The organism is Candidatus Pseudothioglobus singularis PS1, from assembly GCF_001281385.1.
Lineage (GTDB): Bacteria > Pseudomonadota > Gammaproteobacteria > PS1 > Pseudothioglobaceae > Pseudothioglobus > Pseudothioglobus singularis.
This window is the reverse complement of record NZ_CP006911.1, coordinates 307,942-332,455: the sequence shown is the minus strand read 5'-3', so window position 1 is coordinate 332,455 and position 24,514 is coordinate 307,942. Positions and strand designations below refer to the sequence as shown.

The 24,514-nt window shown below is 38.9% G+C and carries 21 protein-coding genes; 7 read left to right on the top strand and 14 right to left on the bottom strand.

Annotated features, from left to right (window positions below):
- The 7 genes from lon to W908_RS01640 all read right to left on the bottom strand — a co-directional run bounded on the left by lon (window position 1) and on the right by W908_RS01640 (window position 9,676).
- Window positions 1–2,337, bottom strand: a complete 2,337-nt coding sequence (lon, locus tag W908_RS01670; RefSeq protein ID WP_020028389.1) for an endopeptidase La — start codon at window positions 2,335–2,337, stop codon at window positions 1–3.
- Window positions 2,301–3,632, bottom strand: coding sequence for a ribosome rescue GTPase HflX (gene hflX, locus W908_RS01665; RefSeq protein ID WP_053819677.1), 1,332 nt, complete (start codon window positions 3,630–3,632; stop codon window positions 2,301–2,303). Before hflX ends, lon begins: the two co-directional genes overlap by 37 nt.
- A 33-nt stretch (window positions 3,633–3,665) precedes the next feature.
- Window positions 3,666–4,931, bottom strand: coding sequence for an ATP-dependent Clp protease ATP-binding subunit ClpX (gene clpX, locus W908_RS01660; protein WP_020028391.1), 1,266 nt, complete (start codon window positions 4,929–4,931; stop codon window positions 3,666–3,668).
- A 14-nt stretch (window positions 4,932–4,945) separates the two neighbouring features.
- Entirely contained in the window at window positions 4,946–5,542 is a 597-nt protein-coding gene (clpP, locus tag W908_RS01655; RefSeq protein ID WP_020023935.1) for an ATP-dependent Clp endopeptidase proteolytic subunit ClpP, read from the bottom strand.
- A 1-nt stretch (window position 5,543) separates the two neighbouring features.
- Window positions 5,544–6,842, bottom strand: a complete 1,299-nt coding sequence (gene tig, locus W908_RS01650) for a trigger factor (protein WP_053819676.1) — start codon at window positions 6,840–6,842, stop codon at window positions 5,544–5,546.
- A gap of 92 nt (window positions 6,843–6,934) precedes the next feature.
- Window positions 6,935–8,044 carry a mandelate racemase/muconate lactonizing enzyme family protein gene (locus W908_RS01645; RefSeq protein WP_053819675.1) on the bottom strand — a complete coding sequence of 370 codons (1,110 nt, stop codon included), beginning with the start codon at window positions 8,042–8,044 and terminating at the stop codon, window positions 6,935–6,937.
- A 12-nt stretch (window positions 8,045–8,056) separates the two neighbouring features.
- A complete protein-coding gene (locus W908_RS01640) occupies window positions 8,057–9,676 on the bottom strand; it encodes a GMC family oxidoreductase (protein ID WP_053819674.1) in 1,620 nt (539 codons plus the stop codon).
- Between the two features lie 100 nt (window positions 9,677–9,776).
- Here W908_RS01640 and W908_RS01635 point away from each other — a divergent pair, with 100 nt between their 5' ends.
- The 5 genes from W908_RS01635 (at window position 9,777) to W908_RS01615 (ending at window position 14,564) form a co-directional block, all read left to right on the top strand.
- Window positions 9,777–10,514, top strand: a complete 738-nt coding sequence (locus tag W908_RS01635; protein WP_053819673.1) for a sulfite exporter TauE/SafE family protein — start codon at window positions 9,777–9,779, stop codon at window positions 10,512–10,514.
- A gap of 147 nt (window positions 10,515–10,661) precedes the next feature.
- Window positions 10,662–11,678: a glycine betaine ABC transporter substrate-binding protein gene (locus tag W908_RS01630; protein ID WP_053819672.1), complete on the top strand. Its 1,017-nt coding sequence runs from the start codon at window positions 10,662–10,664 to the stop codon at window positions 11,676–11,678.
- Between the two features lie 160 nt (window positions 11,679–11,838).
- Window positions 11,839–12,741, top strand: a complete 903-nt coding sequence (locus tag W908_RS01625) for an ABC transporter permease (RefSeq protein WP_020023912.1) — start codon at window positions 11,839–11,841, stop codon at window positions 12,739–12,741.
- A 9-nt stretch (window positions 12,742–12,750) separates the two neighbouring features.
- Window positions 12,751–13,785 (top strand): quaternary amine ABC transporter ATP-binding protein, encoded by a 1,035-nt coding sequence (locus W908_RS01620; protein ID WP_053819671.1) that lies wholly within the window; start codon window positions 12,751–12,753, stop codon window positions 13,783–13,785.
- An 11-nt stretch (window positions 13,786–13,796) separates the two neighbouring features.
- Window positions 13,797–14,564: an SDR family oxidoreductase gene (locus tag W908_RS01615; RefSeq protein ID WP_053819670.1), complete on the top strand. Its 768-nt coding sequence runs from the start codon at window positions 13,797–13,799 to the stop codon at window positions 14,562–14,564.
- A 29-nt stretch (window positions 14,565–14,593) separates the two neighbouring features.
- Here W908_RS01615 and W908_RS01610 read toward each other — a convergent pair whose 3' ends face one another.
- The 6 genes from W908_RS01610 to W908_RS01585 all read right to left on the bottom strand — a co-directional run bounded on the left by W908_RS01610 (window position 14,594) and on the right by W908_RS01585 (window position 20,271).
- Complete coding sequence (locus tag W908_RS01610) at window positions 14,594–15,232, bottom strand: c-type cytochrome (protein ID WP_020023909.1); 639 nt, start codon at window positions 15,230–15,232, stop codon at window positions 14,594–14,596.
- 88 nt (window positions 15,233–15,320) lie between these two features.
- The gene (locus W908_RS01605) at window positions 15,321–15,632 is read right to left on the bottom strand and encodes a c-type cytochrome (RefSeq protein WP_053819669.1); all 312 of its coding nucleotides are present in this window, start codon (window positions 15,630–15,632) and stop codon (window positions 15,321–15,323) included.
- 54 nt (window positions 15,633–15,686) lie between these two features.
- Window positions 15,687–16,472: a carnitinyl-CoA dehydratase gene (locus tag W908_RS01600; protein ID WP_020023907.1), complete on the bottom strand. Its 786-nt coding sequence runs from the start codon at window positions 16,470–16,472 to the stop codon at window positions 15,687–15,689.
- A 21-nt stretch (window positions 16,473–16,493) separates the two neighbouring features.
- The gene (locus tag W908_RS01595) at window positions 16,494–18,551 is read right to left on the bottom strand and encodes an acetate--CoA ligase family protein (RefSeq protein WP_053819668.1); all 2,058 of its coding nucleotides are present in this window, start codon (window positions 18,549–18,551) and stop codon (window positions 16,494–16,496) included.
- Between the two features lie 6 nt (window positions 18,552–18,557).
- A complete protein-coding gene (locus tag W908_RS01590; RefSeq protein WP_053819667.1) occupies window positions 18,558–19,715 on the bottom strand; it encodes an acyl-CoA dehydrogenase family protein in 1,158 nt (385 codons plus the stop codon).
- 28 nt (window positions 19,716–19,743) lie between these two features.
- Entirely contained in the window at window positions 19,744–20,271 is a 528-nt protein-coding gene (locus W908_RS01585; protein ID WP_053819666.1) for a thioesterase family protein, read from the bottom strand.
- A 93-nt stretch (window positions 20,272–20,364) separates the two neighbouring features.
- On the opposite strand from W908_RS01585, the gene yihA reads away from it, so the two are divergent.
- Window positions 20,365–20,970, top strand: a complete 606-nt coding sequence (yihA, locus tag W908_RS01580; protein ID WP_053819665.1) for a ribosome biogenesis GTP-binding protein YihA/YsxC — start codon at window positions 20,365–20,367, stop codon at window positions 20,968–20,970.
- Window positions 20,960–23,464, top strand: a complete 2,505-nt coding sequence (locus tag W908_RS01575) for a PD-(D/E)XK nuclease family protein (RefSeq protein ID WP_053819664.1) — start codon at window positions 20,960–20,962, stop codon at window positions 23,462–23,464. The genes yihA and W908_RS01575 overlap by 11 nt, the downstream gene beginning before the upstream one ends.
- Here W908_RS01575 and W908_RS01570 read toward each other — a convergent pair.
- The gene (locus W908_RS01570) at window positions 23,429–24,508 is read right to left on the bottom strand and encodes a tRNA nucleotidyltransferase/poly(A) polymerase-related protein (protein WP_053819663.1); all 1,080 of its coding nucleotides are present in this window, start codon (window positions 24,506–24,508) and stop codon (window positions 23,429–23,431) included. The genes W908_RS01575 and W908_RS01570 overlap by 36 nt on opposite strands.
- Between the last annotated feature and the right edge of the window lie 6 nt (window positions 24,509–24,514).

The following is a 24,514-nucleotide window of genomic DNA, read 5'->3' as shown; positions in this document are numbered from 1 at the left end:
CTATTTCTCTAATGCAATATCTAAAACCTGGTCAATCCATTTAACTTTAACAATTTCTAGCTTACTTTTTATTTTTTCAGGCACCTCAGATAACTCACGCTCATTATCTTCGGGAATAATGACAGTTTTAATACCTCCTCTCATTGCGGCAAGAAGTTTTTCTTTCAAACCACCGATTGGGGTTATTTCACCCCTCAGAGTAATTTCACCAGTCATTGCAACTGCAGCCTTAACTTTTCGACCAGTTAAAACTGAAACAAGAGCTGTACACATTGCTGCTCCAGCGCTCGGCCCATCTTTCGGTGTTGAGCCATCTGGAACATGGATATGAATGTCCAGTTTTTCATGGAAATCATCTGAAATTCCTAAAGAATCGGCACGTAAACGAGTTACTGACATTGCCGCTTGTATTGATTCTTTCATAACGTCACCAAGTTGGCCCGTATAGTTTAATTTTCCCTTACCTTTGTATGAGGATGCTTCAATTGTAAGTAAGTCACCACCAACTGAAGTCCATGCTAATCCTGTTACCTCGCCGATTTGATTATGTTCTTCAGCTAAACCAAATCGATACTTCTTCATTCCTAAAAATTTTGGCAAACTTTTAGAGTTAATAATTGCTCTAGCTTTTCGTTTTTTTAGCGTTACGTCCTTAATGACTTTTCTACATATGCTGCCAATTTCACGATCAAGATTTCGAACACCTGCTTCTCTAGTGTAGTAACGAATAATATCCATAATTGCAGAATCTTTAAAGACTATTTCCGAACTATTAACACCATTATTTTTCATTTGCTTCGCTATTAAGTGTCTCTTAGCAATTTCGAGTTTTTCATCTTCTGTATAACCAGACAAATGGATGATTTCCATTCTGTCAACTAATGCTTCTGGGAGGTTTAAGGAATTTGCAGTGGCAACAAACATAACTTGAGAGAGATCATAGTCAACCTCTAGGTAGTGATCATTGAAAGTATGATTTTGCTCAGGATCCAAAACCTCGAGCATAGCAGAGCTTGGGTCGCCTCTAAAATCAGAGGCCATTTTGTCTATTTCATCTAGGAGAAATAATGGGTTTTTGACATTAACTTTTTGCATTTTCTGAACGATAGATCCAGGCATAGCCCCTATATAAGTTCTTCTATGTCCACGAATTTCTGCCTCATCTCTTACACCGCCAAGAGCCATGCGAACATATTTTCGATTCACAGATTTTGCAATTGATTCACCCAGTGAGGTCTTTCCTACTCCAGGAGGTCCAACTAAACAAAGTATATTGGCCTTATTATGCGTAACACGACTTTGCACAGCAAGGTGCTCCATAATTCTTTCTTTTACTTTATCCAGCCCATAATGATCAGAGTCAAGAATCTTTTGCGCCTTGACTAAATCTTTATTAGTTTTAGTTTTTTTACTCCAAGGCACTGAACACAAATTTTCTATATAGGTTCTAATGATGGATGCGTCAGAAGACTGGGATGACATTCTTTGAAGTTTATTAAGTTCACTTTGAGCTTTTTTCTTAGCCTCCTTAGGCATTTTGGCTTTGTTGATACTATTTTGTAAATCTTCAATTTCATTTTCATCATCAAGGGTGCCGAGCTCTTTTTGAATGGACTTCATTTGTTCATTCAAGTAATAGTCTCTTTGATTAGACTCCATTTGCTTACGGACTCTATTCTGAATTTTTTGCTCTGCACCAAGAACATCTAACTCACCTTCAAGGATGGACAAAATTGCCTCTAGTCTATCTTGTGCTTGGCCACTTTCAAGAAGACTCTGTTTTTCACTCACTTTGAGACTTAAGTTTGCAATAATTACATCACTAAATCTTTCAACATCGGTAATTTCTTTAAGAACCTTATAAACCTCTTCAGGGATTTTTTTACTAAGCTTAATATATTTTTCAAAATTTTCTAATGCAAGACGCATCATTGCTTTAATTTCTGTATCGTTATCAAAACTTAAACTACAATCACTTAATACGACTTCAGTGTGCTCACCTAAATCTACAAACTCTTCAATTTTTGCGCGTTTAACTCCTTCAACTAGAACTTTTATAGTCCCATCGGGCAATTTTAAAAGCTGAAGAATCGTTGCCAAAGTTCCAACTTTGTGAAGATCGTCATTATTTGGCTCCTCAATTGCTTCATCTTTTTGCGTAGCTAAAAAAACATTTTTATCTGCTTCCATAGCTTGGGTGATTGCTTTAACAGAGGATTTCCTTCCAATAAATAGTGGAATAACGGTATGAGGAAAAACAACTACATCTCTTAATGGTAGAAGGGGGGTTGACTGCTTCTCTAAGCTGTTTGACTCTGTTGTGATTTCTGCTTCCATAATAATGAAACACCTTGCTTATCTAGTAATCTTTCTAGATAGTGACTAGTTACATTAATTTCAAGTAGCCATTGACCAAATTCGTTCATTATTTCTTTTTTAATAAATCCAACTTTATGTATTTCACTTCTTATATATGCCGACTGAACATCTAACTTGATACGTGCAGAAGTCATCATTCCACTAAGACTTTCAGATAAGGCCTCATAAAGAAGATCAACCCCTTCTCCAGTTTCAGCAGAAAGCCAAACACGAGAAATATTTCCTTCTGAGTCTTTATCGATTCTTGGTTTGAAGTTGACTAGGCCATCAATCTTATTCATTACTAGAATTCTTGGTATTTTTTGAGCACCTATTTGCTCAATAATATCTTCGACCTGGTCAATTTTATCTCTGTTATTTGGATCAGATGCATCAACAATGTGAAGAAGTACATTTGCCTGACGAGTTTCCTCTAATGTTGATTTAAATGCCTCAACAAGTTCATGCGGCAAGTCCTGAATAAAACCAACTGTATCCGCGATGACTGCCTCACCAGATGCTGGCAACATAACTCTTCTAATAGTAGAATCAAGAGTTGCAAATAACTTATCATCTGCATACACTTCAGCATTTGTTAATAGATTGAAGAGTGTCGACTTGCCAGCATTTGTGTAACCGGCAAGAGATATCATTGGAAGCTGATTTTTTACACGAGATTTTCTGCCTAGATCATGTTGTTTATGAACTTTTGCAAGTCGCTTATTAATATTTTTAATTCGAATTGAAACAAGTCTTTTATCTGTTTCTAACTGAGTTTCACCAGGACCTCTTAAACCTATACCTCCTTTTTGCCTCTCCAGGTGAGTCCAACCTCTTACTAATCTGGTTGAAAGATGTTTTAATTGAGCAAGTTCTACTTGCAGCTTTCCTTCAAAAGAGCTCGCTCTTAATGCAAAAATATCCAATATTAAGCCTGTTCGATCCATAACTTGGCACTTCAATGCTTTTTCTAAGTTACGTTCTTGAGATGGTGATAACTGGTGCGAAAATATAACTAGTTCAATTTCATTGTCACTTACACTTAATGCAAGTTCATCAACTTTACCAGTTCCAATAAAAAACTGCGCCTTAGTAAAACTTCTTTTTACTAAAACTGTTTCAATAATATTCAGTCCAGAAGAGACAGCAAGCTGTTTAAATTCATTGACACTATCTGGTGATTGACTAATAGAAGTGAGCTCAATATGGACTAGGATAGTTCTTTCGCCTTGACCAACCGCATCCTTTTGACGATCAAACAACTCCATAGACATTATTGAGTTTTTAGCATACAGAATTTAATTTCATTAGCTTGCCTTGCGAATAGTTCTTTTCTTATTATCAGATTGATGAACTATTACTGGTTGTTTCAAACCCTCTACAACTGCTTTATCTATCACAACCTCTTTCACACTTGGGTTAGATGGAATTTCATACATTGTATCTAACAACAAGTCCTCTAAGATTGCCCTCAAACCTCTTGCTCCTGTTTTTCTCTTAAGCGCTAATTTGGCAATAGCTACAAGAGCATTCTTCCTGATTGTTAGCTTTACTCCTTCAATAGCAAAAAATTGTTGAAACTGTTTCACTACTGAATTTTTTGGCTTCGTGAGAATTTCGATTAAAGCATCCTCATCAAGCTCATCCAACGATGTATGAACTGCTAAGCGTCCTACTAACTCAGGAATTAGTCCAAATTTAATTAGATCATCTGGCTCTAAAAACTTGTATAGCTCAGTCAAGGTTTTTTTATGACTTTTTTCTTTGACATTGGCCGCAAAACCAATTCCAGCTGCTTTCTCAATTCGTCTATCTATAACCTTCCCAAGCCCATCAAAAGCGCCTCCACATATAAATAATATTTTTGAGGTATCAACATCAATCGTTTCTTGATTAGGATGTTTCCTTCCTCCTTGAGGTGGAACTGAGGCAATAGTGCCCTCAATTAGCTTCAACATTGCTTGCTGAACACCCTCCCCAGAAACATCTCTGGTGATCGAAGGAGAGTCTGAGCGGCGTGAAATTTTATCTATTTCATCTATAAATATAATTCCTTGCTCAGCTCTTTTTGGATCAAAATCACATTTTGCAAGAAGGCTCTTGATGACATTTTCTACATCGTCGCCAACATATCCAGCCTCAGTTAATGTTGTGGCATCTGCCACTGCAAATGGAACATCCAAGAAACGAGCCATTGATTGAGCCAAAAGCGTTTTTCCACTCCCAGTAGGTCCAATCAAAAGTATATTTGACTTATCAAGCTCAACATCATTGGAAATATAGTCAGCTTTGAGGCGCTTATAATGATTATAAACGGCCACAGAGAGAACTTTTTTTGCATGGGATTGACCAATGACATATTCATTTAGCGAGCTAAATAAATCTTTGGGAGTGTAATTCCAATCCTGGTATTGATCTTTTTTATCCTTGATAGTTTGTTCTTGTATCAAGTTGTAACAAGAGTCTATGCACTCGTCACATATATACACGCCCGGACCGGCGATTAGACGAGTAACCTCATCTTTATTTTTTGAACAAAATGAACAACTTAGATCTTCAGTATTTTGATCCATTGGCAAACTTCAATTTATCGTTTATTAATGACTTTATCAATAAGTCCATATTTAGCAGACTCACTTGCAGACATGAAATTATCGCGATCAGTATCTTTTTGAATATTTTTCATACTTTGACCGGTATGCTCTTTAAGGATTGAATTTAAATTATCTCTCACCTTCAGAATCTCTTGAGCATGAATATCTATATCACTTGCTTGACCAGAGAACCCTCCTAATGGCTGATGAATCATACATCTAGCATGAGGAAGAGCAAACCTTTTGCCCTTAGCTCCAGCAGTCAAAAGAAGCGCACCCATACTTGCAGCTTGTCCGATACAAAGCGTTGAAATATCAGGCTTAATAAATTGCATTGTATCGTAAATTGCTAGGCCTGCAGTGACCGAACCACCCGGTGAATTAATGTATAAATGAATATCTTTATCAGGGTTTTCAGACTCCAAAAAAAGGAGCTGCGCAACCACAACATTAGCGGTGTAATCCTCAACAGGACCAACCATAAAAACAACACGCTCTTTTAAAAGTCTTGAATAGATATCATAAGCTCTCTCTCCACGACCTGAGCTCTCTATAACCATTGGGATTTGATTTAAATTTTGAATTGTCATATTAGTTTTGGGTATTCATTATTTCTAAAAATGTTTTGTCTGTAGTAGTTACCTTTGCTTTTTCAGCAACATGTTTGGCAACCAAATCCTCAACAACAATTGACTCGATATTAGCCAGCCTTGAAGGGTCTGTGTTATACCAATCAATCATTTGCTGTGCGCTCTCACCATATTGTAGCGACATTTCATTAAGTTTAGCATCAACCAAATCTTTTTCAGCTGTTATTTCGGAATCCGTTGCAATTTTATTAATTAACAAGCCTAATTTAACTCTTCTTGCAGCCTCTTCATTGAACATCTCAGCAGGTAGCTTACCTTTTGATGGCATACCTTGCTGCTCCATGCGAGACTCCATGTCTTGTTGAAGTTTTTCTGCCTCAGAGGAAATACTCCCCTCAGGAACTTCGAAATCATTAGCTTCTAGAAGCGCTGAAAACGCAGTATCTTTGTTCTGCTGAACGAGCCTTGAATCAAGCTCAAGCTTCATTTGGTTAGTCATTCTTGACTTCATCGTTTCAAAATCTTTTTCACCATACTTCTTTGCGAATTCATCATCTCTTTTCAGCTCAATTGGTGATCCAATTTCATTAACTTTAACCTTGAATACGGCCTCTCTTCCGGCCAAGTTCTCCACATGATAATCCTCTGGGAATGTTGCGTTCACCTCGACAGTTTTTCCAGATGCAACGTCAATAAGCCCTTTCTCGAATCCCTCAATCATTGTTCCTTTTCCAAGAACAATTTCAAAGCCTTCAGCAGCGCCACCTTCAAATGACTCACCATCGAGAAGCCCCTCAAAGTCAATAATTAAGCGGTCACCATCCTTCGATTTGCGCTTGACCGTCTTATACTCAGTCGAGCGGTCTTGAAGGTCTTGCAGAGCTCTCTCTTCATCTTCCTCAGTCACCTGTGAGCTGACCTGATCAATCGTTAGTTTAGACAGAGCATTGACTTTAATTTCAGGGTAGACTTCAAACTCAAGCGTATAAATTAAGCTGTCAGCATTCTCTGTATCGATATTTGTTAGGGAAGGTTGAGTCGCTGGAGAGACATCTGCATCCGTTAATGCATCAGCCAAGGTTTCACCGACAATCTCAGTTGCAGCGTCAGATTTAGCGCTTCCACCGAATCTTTGTTTTAATACGGCAGGCGGAATCTTTCCCTTTCTAAAGCCATCAACACGTACTTTACCTGCAAGGCCTTTGATAATTTTTTCTGTTCTTTCATTGAAAATGTCTACCGGTAATTCAACCGTAAGCGACCTTTTAAGTCCCTCAAGAGTGGTGAGTGAAGTCTTCATCTAATTCTAAATCCGTAACTTATTAAAAAAAGGCAAATTATACAGTATTTTTTAACGTAAAAAAAAGGGCGCTTAGGTCATACAAAATAGATTTAAAAGCGAGACCCAGTATAGCTTACTTGATAATTGGCCAACGACAACCACTCTTGATTTATCTCAGCACCCCAACCAGGTTTATGAGGTAACTCTAGATGTCCATCCACAATTTTAAAATCAGGGCTAAAAATATTATCTTGCCAAGGGTAGTAATCAAGCCCTTCGATTGAAAACTCCAAGTATTTTCCCGGGTTTTTGATTGAGCCCATTAAGTGGGCTGAAAAAAGCGTTACTAGGGACAAATTAGCAGCATGAAGAGTAACCGGAATGCCTTTTTTTTCAGCCAATTTAGCAACCTCAAGTGTCCGAGTAATGCCTCCCATGTAACAAATATCGGGCTGAACAATATCAACGACTCTGGTATCGATCATGTGCCTCCAAACTCTCATATCGTTATCCTGCTCTCCACCACTCACATCGATATCAAGCGCCTCTGAAACCTGTCGAGTCCAATCTGGCTCCCAGTAAGGACAGGGCTCTTCGAAATGACTGACGCCATAATCCTCAAGCATATGGCCAACCTCGATCGCTTTTTTAGGACTGTAGGCGCTATTGGCATCAACGAGAAGTGACACCTCGTCACCCAAAGTCTTCCTCACTTCTTTAATGATGGATTCAGTTCGCCCAGGCCACTGATCGATGTCGTGTCCACATTCCCTTCCGATTCTAAACTTAAAGGCAAAGTAGCCATCCGCCTCCTTGAGCATTAAAAGCCTCTCTGCTTCGGCCTCAGGCGAGATCTCTCTTTGCATACTTGAGGCATAAACAGGAACTGAGCTTGGGCTCCCACCGAGCAATTGGCAGACACTTTTATTTGCTCTTTTAGCCTTAATATCCCAGAGCGCTGTATCTACCCCGCACAAAGCTCTGTAAAGATAGGTACCAGGAAACTTGTGCTCCCTCTCCAAGACTTCCCTGTTGACCTCACTGATATCTAAAGCGCTCATACCGAGGACATGAGGAGCGATCTGAAGGTGGACAACTTGTGCAGTGATTTCACTGTTATAGGTCGAGGTTTGACCCCAGCCCTCATCACCCTCATCCGTTCTCAAGCGGACCAGTCCGACATACTCATTTGTAAAAGTTTCAACGCTAATTATTTTCATAGTATGAGAGATTTAAACATGAACTTGATCCTGCAAAATAAGATCGGACGCCTTTTCACCCACCATAATAGTGGCGGCGTTAATATTACCACAGACTAGCTTAGGAAATATTGAGGCATCAGCCACCCTTAGAGACTCGATTCCATAAACCTTGAGATGACTATCAACAACATCTTTGTTGGGGTCTGGGCCCATTCGGCAGGTACTAGAGGGATGAAAAACTGTCCACACAGTTTCTTTGATATGCTGAATCATTTGTTTATCACTCTGGCATTCTGGGCCGGGCCTAAACTCTTCCCCAATCACGCCGCTAAAGCTATCTGTTTGTGCTATCTTTCTGAGCACCTTAACGCCCTCCAATAAGTCTCTAACATCGTCCCTGTGAGAGAGGTAATTAGGCTCAATGACGGGCGCCTCTGAAGGATCACTACTCTTTAATTGAACGCGCCCTCTTGAACGGGGACTGCAATTCGAAATTCCTAGGAGCATCGCTGAAAAGGGGTCTGGACTCATCATCGCTCTTTTGTTGGGTGACTCCAATGAATAACTAACGGGTGAAAAATAAAGCTGAATGTTTGGCTTCTCTAGCTCATCGCGTGTCCTTATAAATCCGCCTGACTGGTTAACACTTAAGCTGAGCGGACCTCTCCTTGTAAAAATATATCGAAGTCCCTGGTAGATTTTTCCAAGGACAGGCCTCAACTGATCATTCAAGGTGGGCACTTTGCTTTTATAAAAATAGCTCACTCCGACATGGTCCTGAAGATTTTCTCCTACACCAGGACTGTCATGCACTAAGGGGACTGAGGCCTTTCTCAAGGCGGCTTTTGGACCAATCCCTGAAAGCTGAAGAAGGTGAGGAGTGTTGATCGACCCTGCACTTAAAATAACCTCACACTTGGCGATGGCCTGATGCATCTTGCCTGACTTTTTATACTCAATGCCGAACGCCTTTTTGTCTTGAGTAAGGATCTTTGTCGCCTGAGCATTCTTAATGATAGTCAGATTAGTGCGGCCTTTTATGGGCCACAAGTAAGCCCTCGAAGAAGACATTCGCTGCCCTTTATGAGTGGTTATTTGATAGTTACCAACCCCTTCCTGTGTTGCACCATTCATATCCTTATTAAGAACAATTCCAATCTCCTGGGCTGCAGACAAAAAGTTCTGACAGAGTGGGTGAAGCTGCCTTGATACCTCTGAGACATTCAAAGGTCCATCACCGCCTCGATAATCATCAGGACCGTTCTGCCATGACTCCATTTTTTTAAAATAAGGCAAAACATCACTGTAAGACCAGCCTGGGTTTCCTGCCTCAGACCACTGATCAAAGTCTCTAGAGTTTCCTCTCACATATACCATCGCATTGATAGAGCTAGAACCGCCCATGACTTTCCCTCTTGGCCAATAACTCGGCTTATTGTCTGCATCTGGACTTGGCTCAGTCATATACATCCAGTTAACCGCTTTCTGGTGATAAGTGACTCCATATCCTATTGGCATTTGAATGAAGAAGCGGCGATCTGAACCGCCAGCCTCAATTAGCAATACCTGAGTTGAGGGGTCCTCACTGAGGCGGTTTGCAATAACGCAACCAGCAGAACCTGCACCCACAATAATATAGTCGTATTTCATTTGATGAATATTAAAGCTTTTATGTATTAATTTGTAGAATTCAAAAAAATAATACCAAAATAATCTATAAACTTGAGCTCATCCATTAAACTAATTTTCAATGCTCATTTCAGATCCAGTCATTTTTCAGTCATTATTGCTTTTTGGCGCCTTCTTTGCTGGTCTTGTCCAAGGCGCAACGGGTTTTGGAAGTGGGATTGTACTCAATGCTTTTTGGCTTCATATTCTTGAACCTTCAGCTGCAATTTCATTAAATATTGTCTCCTGTTTGTTTGTCTCCGCTCTTCCAATCTACAAGCTACGTAAAACTCTAGACTTCTCTAAACTCAAGTCATTTGTTTTTTTTGGTGTCATTGGAATACCGACCGGGCTCCTCATATTAACGATGACCGATCCGAGTATCTTTAAAACTACTGTTGGATTTATATTAGTGATTTTCTCAATCTGGAAATTCAAAAGCAAAGATATTTTAATCAACTTTAAAAGTAATCCCACTCTTGACAAGTTCATCGGTTTTATCAGTGGAATACTGGGAGGTTTTGCAGCACTGGGCGGAATACTCCCAACAATCTGGGTTAATCTTCAAAGGCTTCCAAAAAACACTCAGCGCGGCACATACGAACCATTCATATTTATAACCAGCATTGCCGCTGTTATCAGTTTTTATTTTGCTGGATTTTTGACTTTAGATATTTTTTATAACTTTCTGAAAGCATTTCCTGCGCTGATGCTTGGCTCTTGGATCGGCATCAAGATTTATGCACTCATCAATGAGGCCCTTTTCAGACACGTTATTCTTGGACTTATTTTTCTGGCAGGGTTGGTATTATTATTTTAATCAATCAAATCACTACAATTAGCTACATAAAGTATATAAAAAACACTATTTTCTTAAAAATAGTATTTCAATCACACATGAATTAAGTTAAACTTGATTTAATCCACTTTTTTTCAGTGGATTTATTTTTCAAATTAAGGAGAGAAAATGAAACTAATAAATAAATTATTAGCTGTAACAGCTTTTTCTGTTGCTCTAGTGCCAGGAGTTGTGAGCGCTGACTGCGGAAAGGCAAGACTAGCTGATTTTGACTGGAGTAGTGCCAACATTCATACGGCAATTGCTGGCTTTATCTTAGAGCACGGCTATGGTTGCGATGTTTCTGTAACAAAAGGAAGCACAACACCTATTATGGCTGCACACTATGATGGACAGCTTGATGTTGTGACTGAGCTTTGGTATGACAACATTAAAGATACTTATGATGGTCACGAAGCAGCAGGAACAGTAAGAAACCTAGGAATTAATACGCCTGACTCTCAGCAAGCATTCTATGTTGATAGAGCGACTGCTGATAAGTACAACCTTACTAATGTTTTAGATATGAATAACCCTGAAGTTGCTGCGTTATTCAGTGATCCAGAAAACCCTTCAATGGGAAGAATGACAAGTTGTATTGGTGGCTGGACTTGCTACACGATTAACCTTGTTAAACAAAAAGCTTACGGATTAGATAAATACTACACTAACTTTGATCCAGGTTCAGGTGGTGCACTTGATGCAGCAATCGCAGGTGCGTTTGCTAAAAAGCAGCCAATCTTTACTTACTATTGGGCGCCAACAGGTCTGATGGGCAAAGTTGATTTAGTAAGACTAGCCGAGCCACCATTTAACGCCGAGTGCTGGGCATCAATGCAAGTTGTTGTGGAAGATATCAAGGCTAATGGAACAGATGCATGGAAGCCAACTTGTGGAGTGGAGTACAGAGACATGTCATTAGACAAGTCAGTTCTTGCTGCATGGGCTGATTCTCATCCTGATGAGACTGCATTCATCGAAGCATATAGCATACCAACTGCACAAGTTAATAGACTGCTTGCATTCTATGAAGACGAGTCAGATGGTGATATGGAGCTAACTGCAATGGAGTACTTAGCGAACGATGACACATGGAAAGCTTGGGTACCAGCAGACGTAGCTGCTAAAGTATCTGCAGCTCTATAAGTTAGATAAAATCTAAAAAAGAGCCCACTTGTGGGCTCTTTTTTTAAATAGAATAAGCATCATGATAAGAAAATTTCTCACGTACTTTACTTTTCCCATAATCTTTGTTTGGCTTTTAGTTGTAAGCTACAACTCATCTAAAAGGAAGCCCGACAGTGTAATGGAGCTCTTAACTGATCCCAGTTGGCTTTATGATTGGCCAAAATGGCTAGATATTCCATTAATGAAATGGATTAATGATGGCTTCAAGGTCTTCAACGAAAAGTATGGAATTTACTTTGAAGTAATCAATGACTTTCTTCTTGGTGCGATTCTATCACTCAAAAAATTCTTAATTGTTTTGCCTTGGCCTGTGGTCATCGCACTCGTTGTTGCAATTGTGTTCTTTTCTAGTGGAAGAAAAGTTGGAACAACTGTTTTCGTAGGAATCTGTACATTTTTTATAGGCTTCCTTCATCCCAAGTTTTGGGATAAAGCCATAGAAACAACCTCAATCATGATTATTGGAATTCTCATATGTATTGTTATTGGTATTCCTCTAGGTATTGCAATGGCAAGAAACAACAAACTTCGTAATGCAATACTACCCGTTCTAGATTTAATGCAAACCATTCCTAGCTTTTGTTACCTCATTCCTGGCATTATGCTTTTTGGATTAGGTGCAGTTCCAGCAATTATTGCAACCGTTATTTATGCTGTACCGCCTCTAGTTCGTTTAACTGACCTAGGAATTACCTTAGTTGACACGGAAGTCATTGAGGCTGCTGAGGCCTTTGGTGCAAGCAAAAGACAGAAACTACTGGGCGTCCAGCTACCACTTGCCCTTCCAAATATTATGCAGGGCATTAATCAGTGCACGATGATGGCATTAGCCATGGTTGTAATTGCATCCATGATTGGAACGAGGGGACTTGGTGACGAAGTTCTACTTGGACTCCAACAGTTAAACGTTGGTAAAGCAACTGAAGCCGGACTTGCAATTGTTCTCCTAGCGATCGTGCTAGATAGAATTACCCAGGCTTATGGTAAAAAAATTCAAGACAGAAACCAACCACCAAAATAGACCCCTATTATGTCAAAAATCAAAATAAATAATATTTATAAAATATTTGGCCCTAACCCTCAGCAAGTAATGCCAATGGTTAAAGATGGCGCCTCTAAAGAGCAAGTGATGGAGGATACGGGTCATACTGTTGGCCTTGATAATGTCTCTCTGTCTATTGAGGAGGGTGAAATATTTGTATGCATGGGGCTTTCTGGCTCAGGAAAATCAACCCTCATTAGGCACATTAATAGGCTTATTGATCCTACCGCGGGTGAAGTTTTAGTCAATAACGTTGATGTATGCACTTTGGATGAAAAAGAAATCCTAGAGTTCAGAAAAAAAACCATGAGTATGGTTTTTCAGCGCTTTGGGCTTTTCCCTCACAAAACCATTATTGAGAATGTGGCCTATGGCCTCGAGATTCAAGAGGTGCCAGAGGACCAGAGACGCGAAATTGCTCAAGGTCAAATCAGTGCAGTTGGGCTTGATGGATTTGAACATCAATATCCTGCGCAACTCTCTGGAGGCATGCAGCAGAGGGTGGGACTTGCAAGAGCCCTTGCAACTGACCCAGAAATTCTTTTAATGGATGAGGCTTTTAGTGCATTAGACCCTCTCATCAGAAGCGAAATGCAAAACCAATTGGTTGACCTTCAAGCTAAACTCAAAAAAACAATTGTATTCATCACTCATGATCTGGACGAATCCCTGAAACTGGGTGATCACATTGGAATACTGAACGGTGGAAGGCTAGTTCAGGTGGGCAGGCCAGAGGACATTATCTTAAATCCTGCAGACGACTATGTGAAAGCATTCGTCAAAGATGTCAATCGCTCAAAAGTTCTCAGAGCTAAAACAATCATGACAAAGCTTGATAAATTTGACAAATCCTCAACAAAACCATCTTCAACTTACAAATATGATGAGGATACTTTTATTGAAGATCTAGTCCCTAAGGTATTAAAGGACAGGTCAACAATCGAGGTCGTTGATAAAAAAGGAACAACGAAAGGCTATATCACCTCAGATGAGCTCTCTGTAGCACTCACAAAAACACATTAGACTGTGGCGCTGTGAGCAAAAATGTAGTTATATCAGCAGCGGCAGATGGGATTGGCTGGTGCATTGCGAACACATTGCTAGAGAAGGGATACACCGTCTATGCCTCTGACATCAATCAAAAAAAAATTGACGAGCTCAACAAGCACCCACTCATCAATAAAAGATTATTCATAGAAAATATCAATGCGAGTGACCCTGAATCAGTTGCCCAATACTTTGAATCTCTCTCAAATAAAGTATCCAGTATTAGCGCTTTAATTAATAATGTTGGTATAGCTGGGCCAACTGGAATGATGGAAGATGTCTCAGTTGATGACTGGAAAAACACAATCGATACCAATTTAAATAGTCATTTCTATTTTACAAAAGATGCAATCCCTCTCCTAAAGAGGAGTGGCGGCTCAATTGTCAACCTGTCTTCTACAGCAGGAATTTTTGGATTCCCTTTAAGGACCCCTTATGCGGCCTCTAAGTGGGCCATTATTGGAGTGACAAAATCCTTGGCCATGGAGCTTGGCGAGTTCAATATTCGAGTCAATGCGATTTGCCCTGGATCAGTTTCAGGGGATCGAATTGACCGAGTCATAAAAGCAAAGTCAGAATCTCTCAGCGTTGATGAAAAGGAGCTCAGAGAGGATTTTGAGAGTATGGTCTCACTTAAAACATTTGTTGACAAAGAGGATATTGCCAATATGGTTGTCTTTCTTCTGTCCGAAGAAGCCAAGAGAGTTTCAGGTCAAATAATGACAGTAGATGGAAATACAGAGAGGATGGACTAAATAAAATTTAGCCCAACAACTCTCAAGTGTTAATGGAGTCCAGCGATATACTGAGACAATGCGTCAATCTCTTCGTTTGTTAAGCCCATCGCAACATTGTTCATCATCGCATTGACTCTTTCAACGCCCTCAGAACCGGTCTGTACGTTAATAGAATACTGACGGAAAGCCTTTAGTTGAGAGGCTGTATAGTCTGCATGCTGAGCCGCTACAGCCGGGAAACCAGCTGTTGGAATTCCTTTTCCTTTGGCTCCATGGCAAGCGATACATGCTGTCGTTTGAGTGTCCATCTTGCCACCCACATAAATTTTTCTACCAAGCTCAATCATTTCCTCTGAGCCCTTAGCAGAATTTTCACTAATCGTTTGAATTGAATAGTAGGCTGCAATATCTTCCATGTCCTGATCAGAAAGCATTGAAGCGACACCCGCCATCATTGCATTCTCTCTTTCACCTGACTTGAAATATTGTAGCTGCTTTAAAATGTAAGTTTCACCCTGGCCAGCTAATTTAGGAAAGTTTGGAATCGTACTGTTTCCTGCAAGACCATGACAACCCATACAAGTAGCAGTTTTTGCTTGGCCTGCTTCAGCATCTCCTGCCGCTATGATCGGATTACTCAAAGAGGTGATAAGTAAAGAAGCTAAAATAATAATGATTTTTTTCATTCTCAATCTCCAAAAAATTCAGTGAAATTATACGTTATAAATTGAGGATAAGAAACCCTCTAATGATGCAAAATTTAAAAGAAAAGATTTATTTTTGAGGGTCTTGAATTGAGAGATATTCTGCTATCGATCTCTCAAAGCCTTCAGCCATTGGAGCCATCGCATTCATGTACGCATTTTGTCTTTCGCCAGATTGAAAATACTCAAGTTGTTGAACAATCCAATCAACATCTTTGCCTGCTAGAGAAGGGATAGAGTCGTCACTAGAGCGGCCATTTGCACCATGGCAACTGGCACATCCCAATGCACTATACATTGCCTCTCCTTCACTATTAGCAAGTGAGCTCACAGAGAAAGTAGCAAAAATAAAAGTGATAAATATAGATGAAATCTTCTTCATTTAATAAACGCCCTATCAAAAACAGACCAATTGATTATACCAATTTCTAATTTGTTATTTTCCTTTCCATTTTGGGGATCGTTTTTCTGAAAAAGCGAGAGTCCCCTCTTTAGCATCTTCTGAACGAAGCATCTTCTGGTAAGCTTCAATCTCTCCAGATCGCATACACTCATATGCACTTTCTAAATCCATAGTCTCAGTTTCTCGAATAACTGACTTTATTGCAGCCAATGATAGTGGGGCAGACTGAGCAATCTGATGAGCCCAATCAAGTGCCTCATTTATTAAATGCTCCGGGTCGCAACTTCGATTAACAAGACCAAAATGTTTGGCTTCATCAACATTCATTCTTCGCCCAGTCATTAACATGTCCATAGCCACTGCCCTTGGAAGTCTGCGAGGGAGCCTTAAGACGCCGCCACTATCTGGAATGATCCCCAGGGTAGCCTCAGGAACAAAAAACTCTGCATGACTGGATGCAATAATCAGGTCTGCTGCAAGCGCCAACTCAAAGCCGCCGCCAACCGCTAGTCCATTGACAGCGGCAATGACTGGCTTATCTAAATCCCATAGTTCAGTAAGTCCTGCAAAGCCTCCAGGCCCAAAATCTGCATCAACAGCCTCTCCCTCTGATGCCGCTTTTAAGTCCCAACCTCCACAAAAAAAACGATCTTCAGCGCCAGTAATGATAGCAACTCGTAGGCTGTCATCATCCCTAAAACGAATGAAAACCTCCCCAAGCATATGGCTCGTTTTGGCGTCAATCGCATTCGCTTTTGGACGGTCCAAAGTGATGAGCATCACTTCATCATACAACTCAAAATTTACAGCATTATTCATAATTCTCTCAATATAAAGTTCCTAGTCTGAATTTAACCTGATAAGTACGTCAGCTGCAACAGCACCTTTTTTCTCTTCCAAAACAATCAGTGGATTGATGTCCAACTCTAAAACATCATTTTTTTGAATTAACGCAATGATTGAGATAACCGCATCGACAACGGATTCTATATCCCCCTTTGGACTCCCTCTGTAACCCTCAAGCAAGGCATACACTTTGAGTTTTGAGAGTGCCAATAGAACATCACTCCTTGATGCAGGTAATAGCAATACTGAGCTATCTTTTAGTATTTCAACAAAAATACCGCCGCCGCCAATAATGACGTACTTTCCAAATGTAGGATCATAGTCAACTCCAATGATTAGTTCGCACACAGAATCATTAATCATTCTTTCAATTAATAAAGAAGGGCCCATTTTGAACAAATCATGGCAAGCTTTCTCCAGCATTCCAGAGTCTTGAATATTTAGCCTGACAGCTCCAAGCTCAGTCTTATGGGACACGTCAGTATCAGAAATTTTAAGTGTAACTGGATAAGTGATTTCTTCAGCAGCCTTTAAAGCCTCAGATACATTAGTTATGATCCCTCCCTTAGGAATTGAAACGCCATAATCCTGAATCAGTTGCTTACCCTCATATTCAGTTAGTTGCTTAGTGTTTTTATTTTCTATTTGAGTTTCAAGTATGTTTATTTCTGGGACTTCATTTTTCTTAAAAGCGCAGCCAATTTTGTAAGAATGATTGAGCGCCTTAAGGCAAGTATCTAAGCCAACCATTGGTGTAATTCCAAAGTTTAGGCATTCATCTATAATTCGTTTCGGCATGCAGTCTGCCATCGATGCAAGCACGATTGCTTTTTCACTTGTTCCAGTGATTGCATCAGAAAGGGCCAAAAGCGTTGTGTCCCAATCTTTCTGTTCAGATTCTGGCGTTTTTGGCCAATCTAAAAGCAACATAGTGGCAGCAAAACTTCCATTAATCATTTGTTTAAAACACTCTGATGTTTTTTTTCGATCACCCCAAACAAATGTATGATAATCCAGTGGATTATCTACCTCAACATATTCATTCAGTGTTTGTTTGACTTTATTTTTGTGAGAATCAGTGAGGCTTGGAAATGTAATCTCCATGCCATCAATTAGATCGGCCATCATCCCCGCCTCACCCCCTGAGCAGCTCATAGAGGCAACTCCATGATGGTCAATCACTCCTAAAACACTGAGCAGCTTCAGAGTTTCAAGAAACTCAGGAACTGAATTGACTCGGGCGATACCGAGTCTTTCAAAAAAGAAACTAAACAATTCATCTGACCCTGTCAATGAGCTTGTATGACTGAGCGCAATCTTTGCAGAAGCTAAAGTTTTTCCTGATTTAATTGCAATGATTGGCACCTTCATTTTAATTGCTCTTCTGGCAGCATTATCAAATGATGCTATATCATTAATGCCCTCAATATGAAGCCCAATGGCATTAACTCTTGAGTCATCTAACATTGCATGAATAATATCTGCAATATTTGTGTTTGATTGATTACCTAGCGTAAACATGTAGGCGATTGGAAGTCCAGAAGACTGCATAGTCATATTTAGGCCAATATTACCGCTTTGAGTAATAATTGCAACACCCTCTTTGACAGGCTCACATCCATGAACATCAGGCCAAAGTGCAAATCTATCCAAGCTATTAATGAATCCGTAACAGTTTGGGCCAATGAGCGGCATTCCATCTGCCGCCTCGACTAATCTCTGATTTCGTTTAACGCCCTCATCACCAACCTCTGCAAATCCGGAGGCATATAAAACTGCTCCGCCGCCGCCCATTGACTTGAGATCAGAAACGATTTCGATAGCTGACTCTGCATTAACAGCGATAAACGTTGCATCAGGAGCCTCTGGCAAATCTTTAATGTCACGATAACATTGAATACCTTCAAGACTATCCAATGTTGGATGCACAGACCATATTTGATGATTAAAACCTAACTTCTTAGACTCTTTAATAGCAAAATCAGCACCTCGATTTCCAACTACAGCAATTGATTTTGGAGATATTAATCGATGCAAGTCACTTCTGCTCATAACAAACTACTCAAATGGCCTTAGAAGTGATCTAGAAATAATGTGTCTTTGAATTTCGCTAGTACCATCCCAGATTCTTTCAACTCGATGATCGCGCCATATCCTCTCCAAAGGTAGTTCATCCATCAAGCCCATCCCACCTAATATTTGAATGGCCTCATCTGAAATCATTGCGAGTGTTTCAGTAGCCTTCAGTTTTGCCATAGCAGCATCACTATTAGTCATTTCTCCTTGAGTATCTTTCCAAGCAGCCTTAAGCGTTAAGAGTTCAGCAGCCTGAAGTTCCATTGACATATCGGCAAGCTTAAAAGAGACACCTTGAAATTTCCCAATACGTTGACCAAATTGTTCTCGTGTCGCAGCCCACTCTGTGGCAATCTGTAAAGCTCTTTCAGCCCTACCAAGACACATAGCAGCAACAGATAACCGAGTAGCACCTAACCACTCATTAGCTACATCAAAACCATGATCAACATCTCCCAGGACTTGAGATTCGTGGACGCGGCAGTTATCAAAATTCAATATAAAATTATGATAGCCTCTATGAGAGACACTGTTATATCCAGGCTCAACAGAAAAACCAGGAGTACCCATATCAACTAAAAAACTAGTAATCTTTTTTTTCTCACCCCTTGAAGTTTGTTCAACCCCTGAAGCTGCAAATAAAATTACGAAGTCAGCCATATCAGCATGACTTATAAAATGCTTAGACCCATTAATTACAAAATCCTCACCATCTCGCTCAGCTTTACACTTCATAGAACGGACATCTGAACCAGCATTAGGCTCTGTCATTGCAAGACAGTCAACCTTTTCTCCTCGAATAGTGGGTAGAAGGTAATTATCTACTTGAGACCCTTTACAAGCCAATAAAATATTACTTGGCCTCGCGACAATGTACTGAAGTCCAAAATTAGCTTTTCCCAATTCTTTCTCTAAAAGACATAATGTTAATGTATCAAGTCCACCTCCACCATGAATTTCAGGCATATTGCATGCATAAATACCACTTTCAATAGCTTTTTGCTTTATTTTCTCTACAACTGAATCTTTGATCTTATTGCTCTTTTCAACTTCATCTTCATGGGGATAGAGCTCCTTTTCAACAAAACTTTTGACAGAATCAATAATCATTTGTTGCTCATTTGACAGTCCAAAATCCATTTTTTATCCTTAGATTAAATTAATTTATTTATTTATTAACGCTCATTACACGCCCCTTTTGCTTGGGTAACGTTAATTTTTGGTGAGATTCCCATATTTTTTCAAGAATTGCAAACACAGAAGGGCTAATCTCGCTTGCTTTTGCTTTCTTCATATCTACATGGATTAACATTTGTTCTGTGGTAGCTAATAGGCTTCCAGTGACTCCATGGAACATCTGATGAAAAATGTGAAGCCTTTTCGAATCTAGTCCTAATATTTGTGTTGCAAAGGTTAAGGGTTCTTTCTCAGAAGCCTCCAAATAGTAATTAATGTGAGTTTCAACTGTATAGAAGGATTGTCCAGCCAGCCTATAGTTATTATCAATCCCTATATATTGAAATAAAGCATCAGACGCATCACCAAATGCATAGAGGTAAAAGGATTCACTCATATGACCATTGTAATCAATCCAGTCTCGATGCACTTTAGCATTGTATATAGCTAAAGGTTCATTTAAATTATCGTCTTCAGAAAAATGCTTATATTTTCTTTTTAGATATATTTCGTTATCCATATGTCGTCAAAATTACTTATAAGATTAGAATGTAATGAGAACTCAATAAATAAAGATTATATAATGGATTAAAAGCCTCGCAATACTTGAATTATGCATAATTCCTACCGTCAAGCTAAATTTCTCTTATCGTGTCCTTCTCTTAAAGGCTGTCCTAATGATAGTGGCTATGAGGTGATTTTTGCAGGCCGCTCTAATGCAGGAAAATCCAGTGCAATCAACACACTCACTGAACAAAAGAAATTGGCTAAAGTCAGCAGGACACCGGGCAGAACTCAGCACCTTGTTTTCTTTGAGCTTGATAATGAACGAAGACTTGTTGACCTGCCAGGTTATGGCTACGCCAAAGTTCCGGATTCAGTTAAGCGGGATTGGCATCAAAATATGAGTCAATACTTTGATAATCGTAAATGTATCAAGGCCGCTATACTGGTAATGGATTGTCGCCATCCTCTTAAGCCTTTCGACCAAATGATGTTGGAATGGTGTATCAACAGTAAAGTCTCAGTAAACATCTTATTAACTAAATCTGATAAATTAAAAAAGGGTGCTGCAAGTTCCGCTAGACTCTCAGTTATGAAAGCGGTCAAAGATTTTCCTTCAGTTAATGTCCAGCTTTTCTCATCTTTAAAAAAGGAAGGTGTTCCTGAACTCTGTATGTATTTAGACAAGGTATTTGAAATGAATAATGAGAGTTAATATAGATCTCTCAGCTATTCAGTCAAAAGATACGATTATTGCTGCGAATAATCGTCAAGCCCTTGCTATTAAGCAATCAATGGCGCTTATAAGTGGCACTTCCAAAATGCCAAAAATATTCTCTTATCAATCTTGGGTTGAAAAGTTCTGGAGATCTAATCATCCAACAAAAGAATATCGCCTACTAAGCCAACTTGAGTTAAGGTTCATGTTAAAAAAATTTTGCAAAGATAGTTCTGTTAAAAATCCTGACACTTTTATTGATGAATTAATTAAATGCTACAGACTCTCTAAGAGCTATGGCATTTCAGTTGCTGAAATAAAAACTTTTCCATCCATTACATCTAAGCTTTACGTTGAATTAATCGATAGATATGAAAAATTTAAAGACAACAATCTTTGCATAGATCAAACTGATATTTTTAACTTGTCTTTGGGCAATTTTAAGAGCACACTAGACAGTGAAGGGCAATATTATCAATATGGTTTCAATGAGCCAACACCCGAGCAAAGACTGCTCTTCAAAGCTCTTAATTGCTTACCACTCTCAAGTCGTAAAATAATGAATCATTCACAGAATTATTCATTCACTGATCAAGAGTCTGAATTAAAAACAATAGCAAAATGGGCCAGAGAAATCAATCTCAATAATCCAGAAAAAAAAATTGGTATTGTCATCCCTAATTTAAATGACTTGCAACATCTAGTGAAATCATCCTTTGATCTTGAGTTCTCATCTCACCTCATTGAAACTCATCAAAAGCCCTACAACATATCTTTGGGAATTCCGCTTGGCAATTATCCTCTAATTAAAAATCTTTTTTCCATAACGAAGTTATCTTCTCAACTTATTAATGGTGTTGTCGAACATGAATTGTTAATTCAGGTAATTACATCACCATATATCAAAGGCGCACGAAGTGAGCAAAATAATCGCGCACTGCTTGTGAATAAAATTCTAAAAATTGACTCTAAAAAAAGTAAATCAAAAAAAGTTATTGAGTTGTGTACTGACTCTTCATTGCTCAAAGAGATTTTTATTTCAATCAGCACACTTGAATTTGCGAATAAATTAGCTTTAGAGGATTCATTAGAGGCAGTCAACTCAATACTACTTCTTTGCGGCTTTGTTTCAGATCGAACACTTTCAAGTAGTGAGTATCAAATTTTTGAAAAGTATCAAGTGGAAAGCTTGATCCTTAATAAGATGTCAACATTTTACAAAAAATCATCTCTTGAAGATGTGATAGAAATTTTAACTGCCCATATGAATGCAGTTATATTCCAGCCTCAAAGTGGTCCTGCTAATATTTACATATTAGGTTCATTGGAAGCTGAAGGATTATTCTTTGATTATGCTTGGATCTCCAGTATGACTAGCGACTTCCTTCCAGGAAAAATACAAATGCCCCTATTCATTCCTCCTAAAACTTCTATTGAATATTGTTTGCCAAAGACAAGCTTCACACTCATCAGTAAAGAAAGTGAGGTAACTCTTGACAACTTATTAAACCTTAGTAGCAGTCTAATAATTAGCTATTCCAAAACCTCTAATAATCGCGATGAGCTCCCATCACCTTATATAGATTTTGAGGATTATCCTAATGTTATAGTTCATGAAACGCTACCAAAAGAAATGGAATTAGTAGATGATTTTATTGCGCCAGAGATAGATAATTTTGAAATTAAAAGAGGTGTCAGCACCCTCCAAGATCAAATAAGTTGTAGCTTCAAAGGGTTTGTTAGTAGACTAAATATTCAAGAATTTAATGAACCTCAGATTGGTCTCAGTAGAATTGAGCAGGGCAGCCTTGTTCATAAAATATTAGAGAATTTTTTCAATGCAATACCATCTAGTTCCGATTTAAAAAACTTACCTGAAGACAAACTTCAGGAAGAAATTAACAAACATATTAATTCAGCCATTCATTTAATTTCTCAATCAAACTTTAAATCAATTGAAAAGGAAAGGCTTACAAAAATTATTAATGAATATATTAAGCTTGAGAAAAATCGAGAATACTTTAAAGTCATCAAGACAGAGTCAGAGTCCAAAGTTGATGTTAATGGTCTTCAATTTTCTACTCGAATAGATCGAATGGATCAAATGAAAGATGGTACAAATCTCATCATTGATTATAAAACAGGTCAGAACGTCAATTTAAGTCAGCTAACTGGCGATCCTTTAGATCAGGCTCAACTTCCAATCTACGCCATTACTAATCCAGTAGCTGGGATCGCCTTTGCAACTGTTAACTCAAAAGATTGTCAATTTAAGGCAATAACAAAAAATAAATTTGATCTACCATTAAGTCAACAAGCGATTAGAAGAATGCCAGAGTGGAATGAACAGCTTTCTGAGTGGGAGCTAGAACTCAATTCAGCAAGTCAAAAATTTCAAGAAGGGGTTGCTGAAGTTTTACCCACATCCAATGCCTGTGATTACTGTGATTATGACCTACTTTGCAGATTTGAGAAATCTAGTAATAACTGATAACCTTTCTTCTAATAGCTCTTGAGCAATATTCAGATTTTTTAAATCTGAAATCTTTATTGAATTAAGTAGAACTTGTAATTGAACAATTTGGTCTGTATTTATCCCAAGATTATCAAAAACGGTAAGAATAATTTCAAACCTCTTTTGTCGCCTTAACCCATCACTTTTAAGAAAGAAATTTAATACGTCTTGAGGACTATGATTTAGGAATTCAGATGCAAATTGATGCCATGTCGATACAAGCTCAGCAATTTGCTGAAAATCTTTTGGGCACTTAAGGTGCTCGCAGAGCAAATCAATATTAGTACTGCTTTGATTAGATAGCCAGAGAGCGAAGTTTACTTCAGGATTCTGATCTGGCACATCTAGCATCTGAAAATTTTGATTTTGAACAACTTCCAGCATTGGAAACAATCTTTGGTAGGCGCCTGACTCCATTAAAAGTTCAAAGAAAACTGAAGGTGACTTTGACTCCATCGAAAGAGATATCTCCTTAAAAACTCGCTCTGGAGTAAGCGCATCTACCTCACCTGAAGTGACCATCTTTCTCATTAAGTCAAGAGTTTTAGGATCTACTGTAAAACCAAGATAATCAAATCGTGATGCAAATCTTGCCGTCCTAAGAACCCTCACTGGATCCTCGGTAAATGCATCAGATACATGGCGAAGTTTCTTCTGCTTTAAATCCTCAATTCCATCAAAGGGATCGATATATTCTCCAGTTCCATCCTTATTTTGAGCTATGGCGTTAATGGTAAGATCTCTTCTAGAGAGATCCTGCTCTAAAGTCACAGAGTTTGCTGTATCAAAAGCAAAACCCTTATAACCCCTACCAATCTTTCGTTCTATACGAGCCAGAGCATACTCATCCTTCGTTTCAGGATGAAGGAATACTGGAAACTCTTTCCCAACCTGACGAAATCCTAATGAACTCATCTCTTCTGGAGACGACCCAACTACAACAAAGTCTTTTTCTGTTGACTCGTTAGCGATACCAAGAATTCTATCCCGTATTGCACCACCGACTAAAAATTCTTTCATAAATAT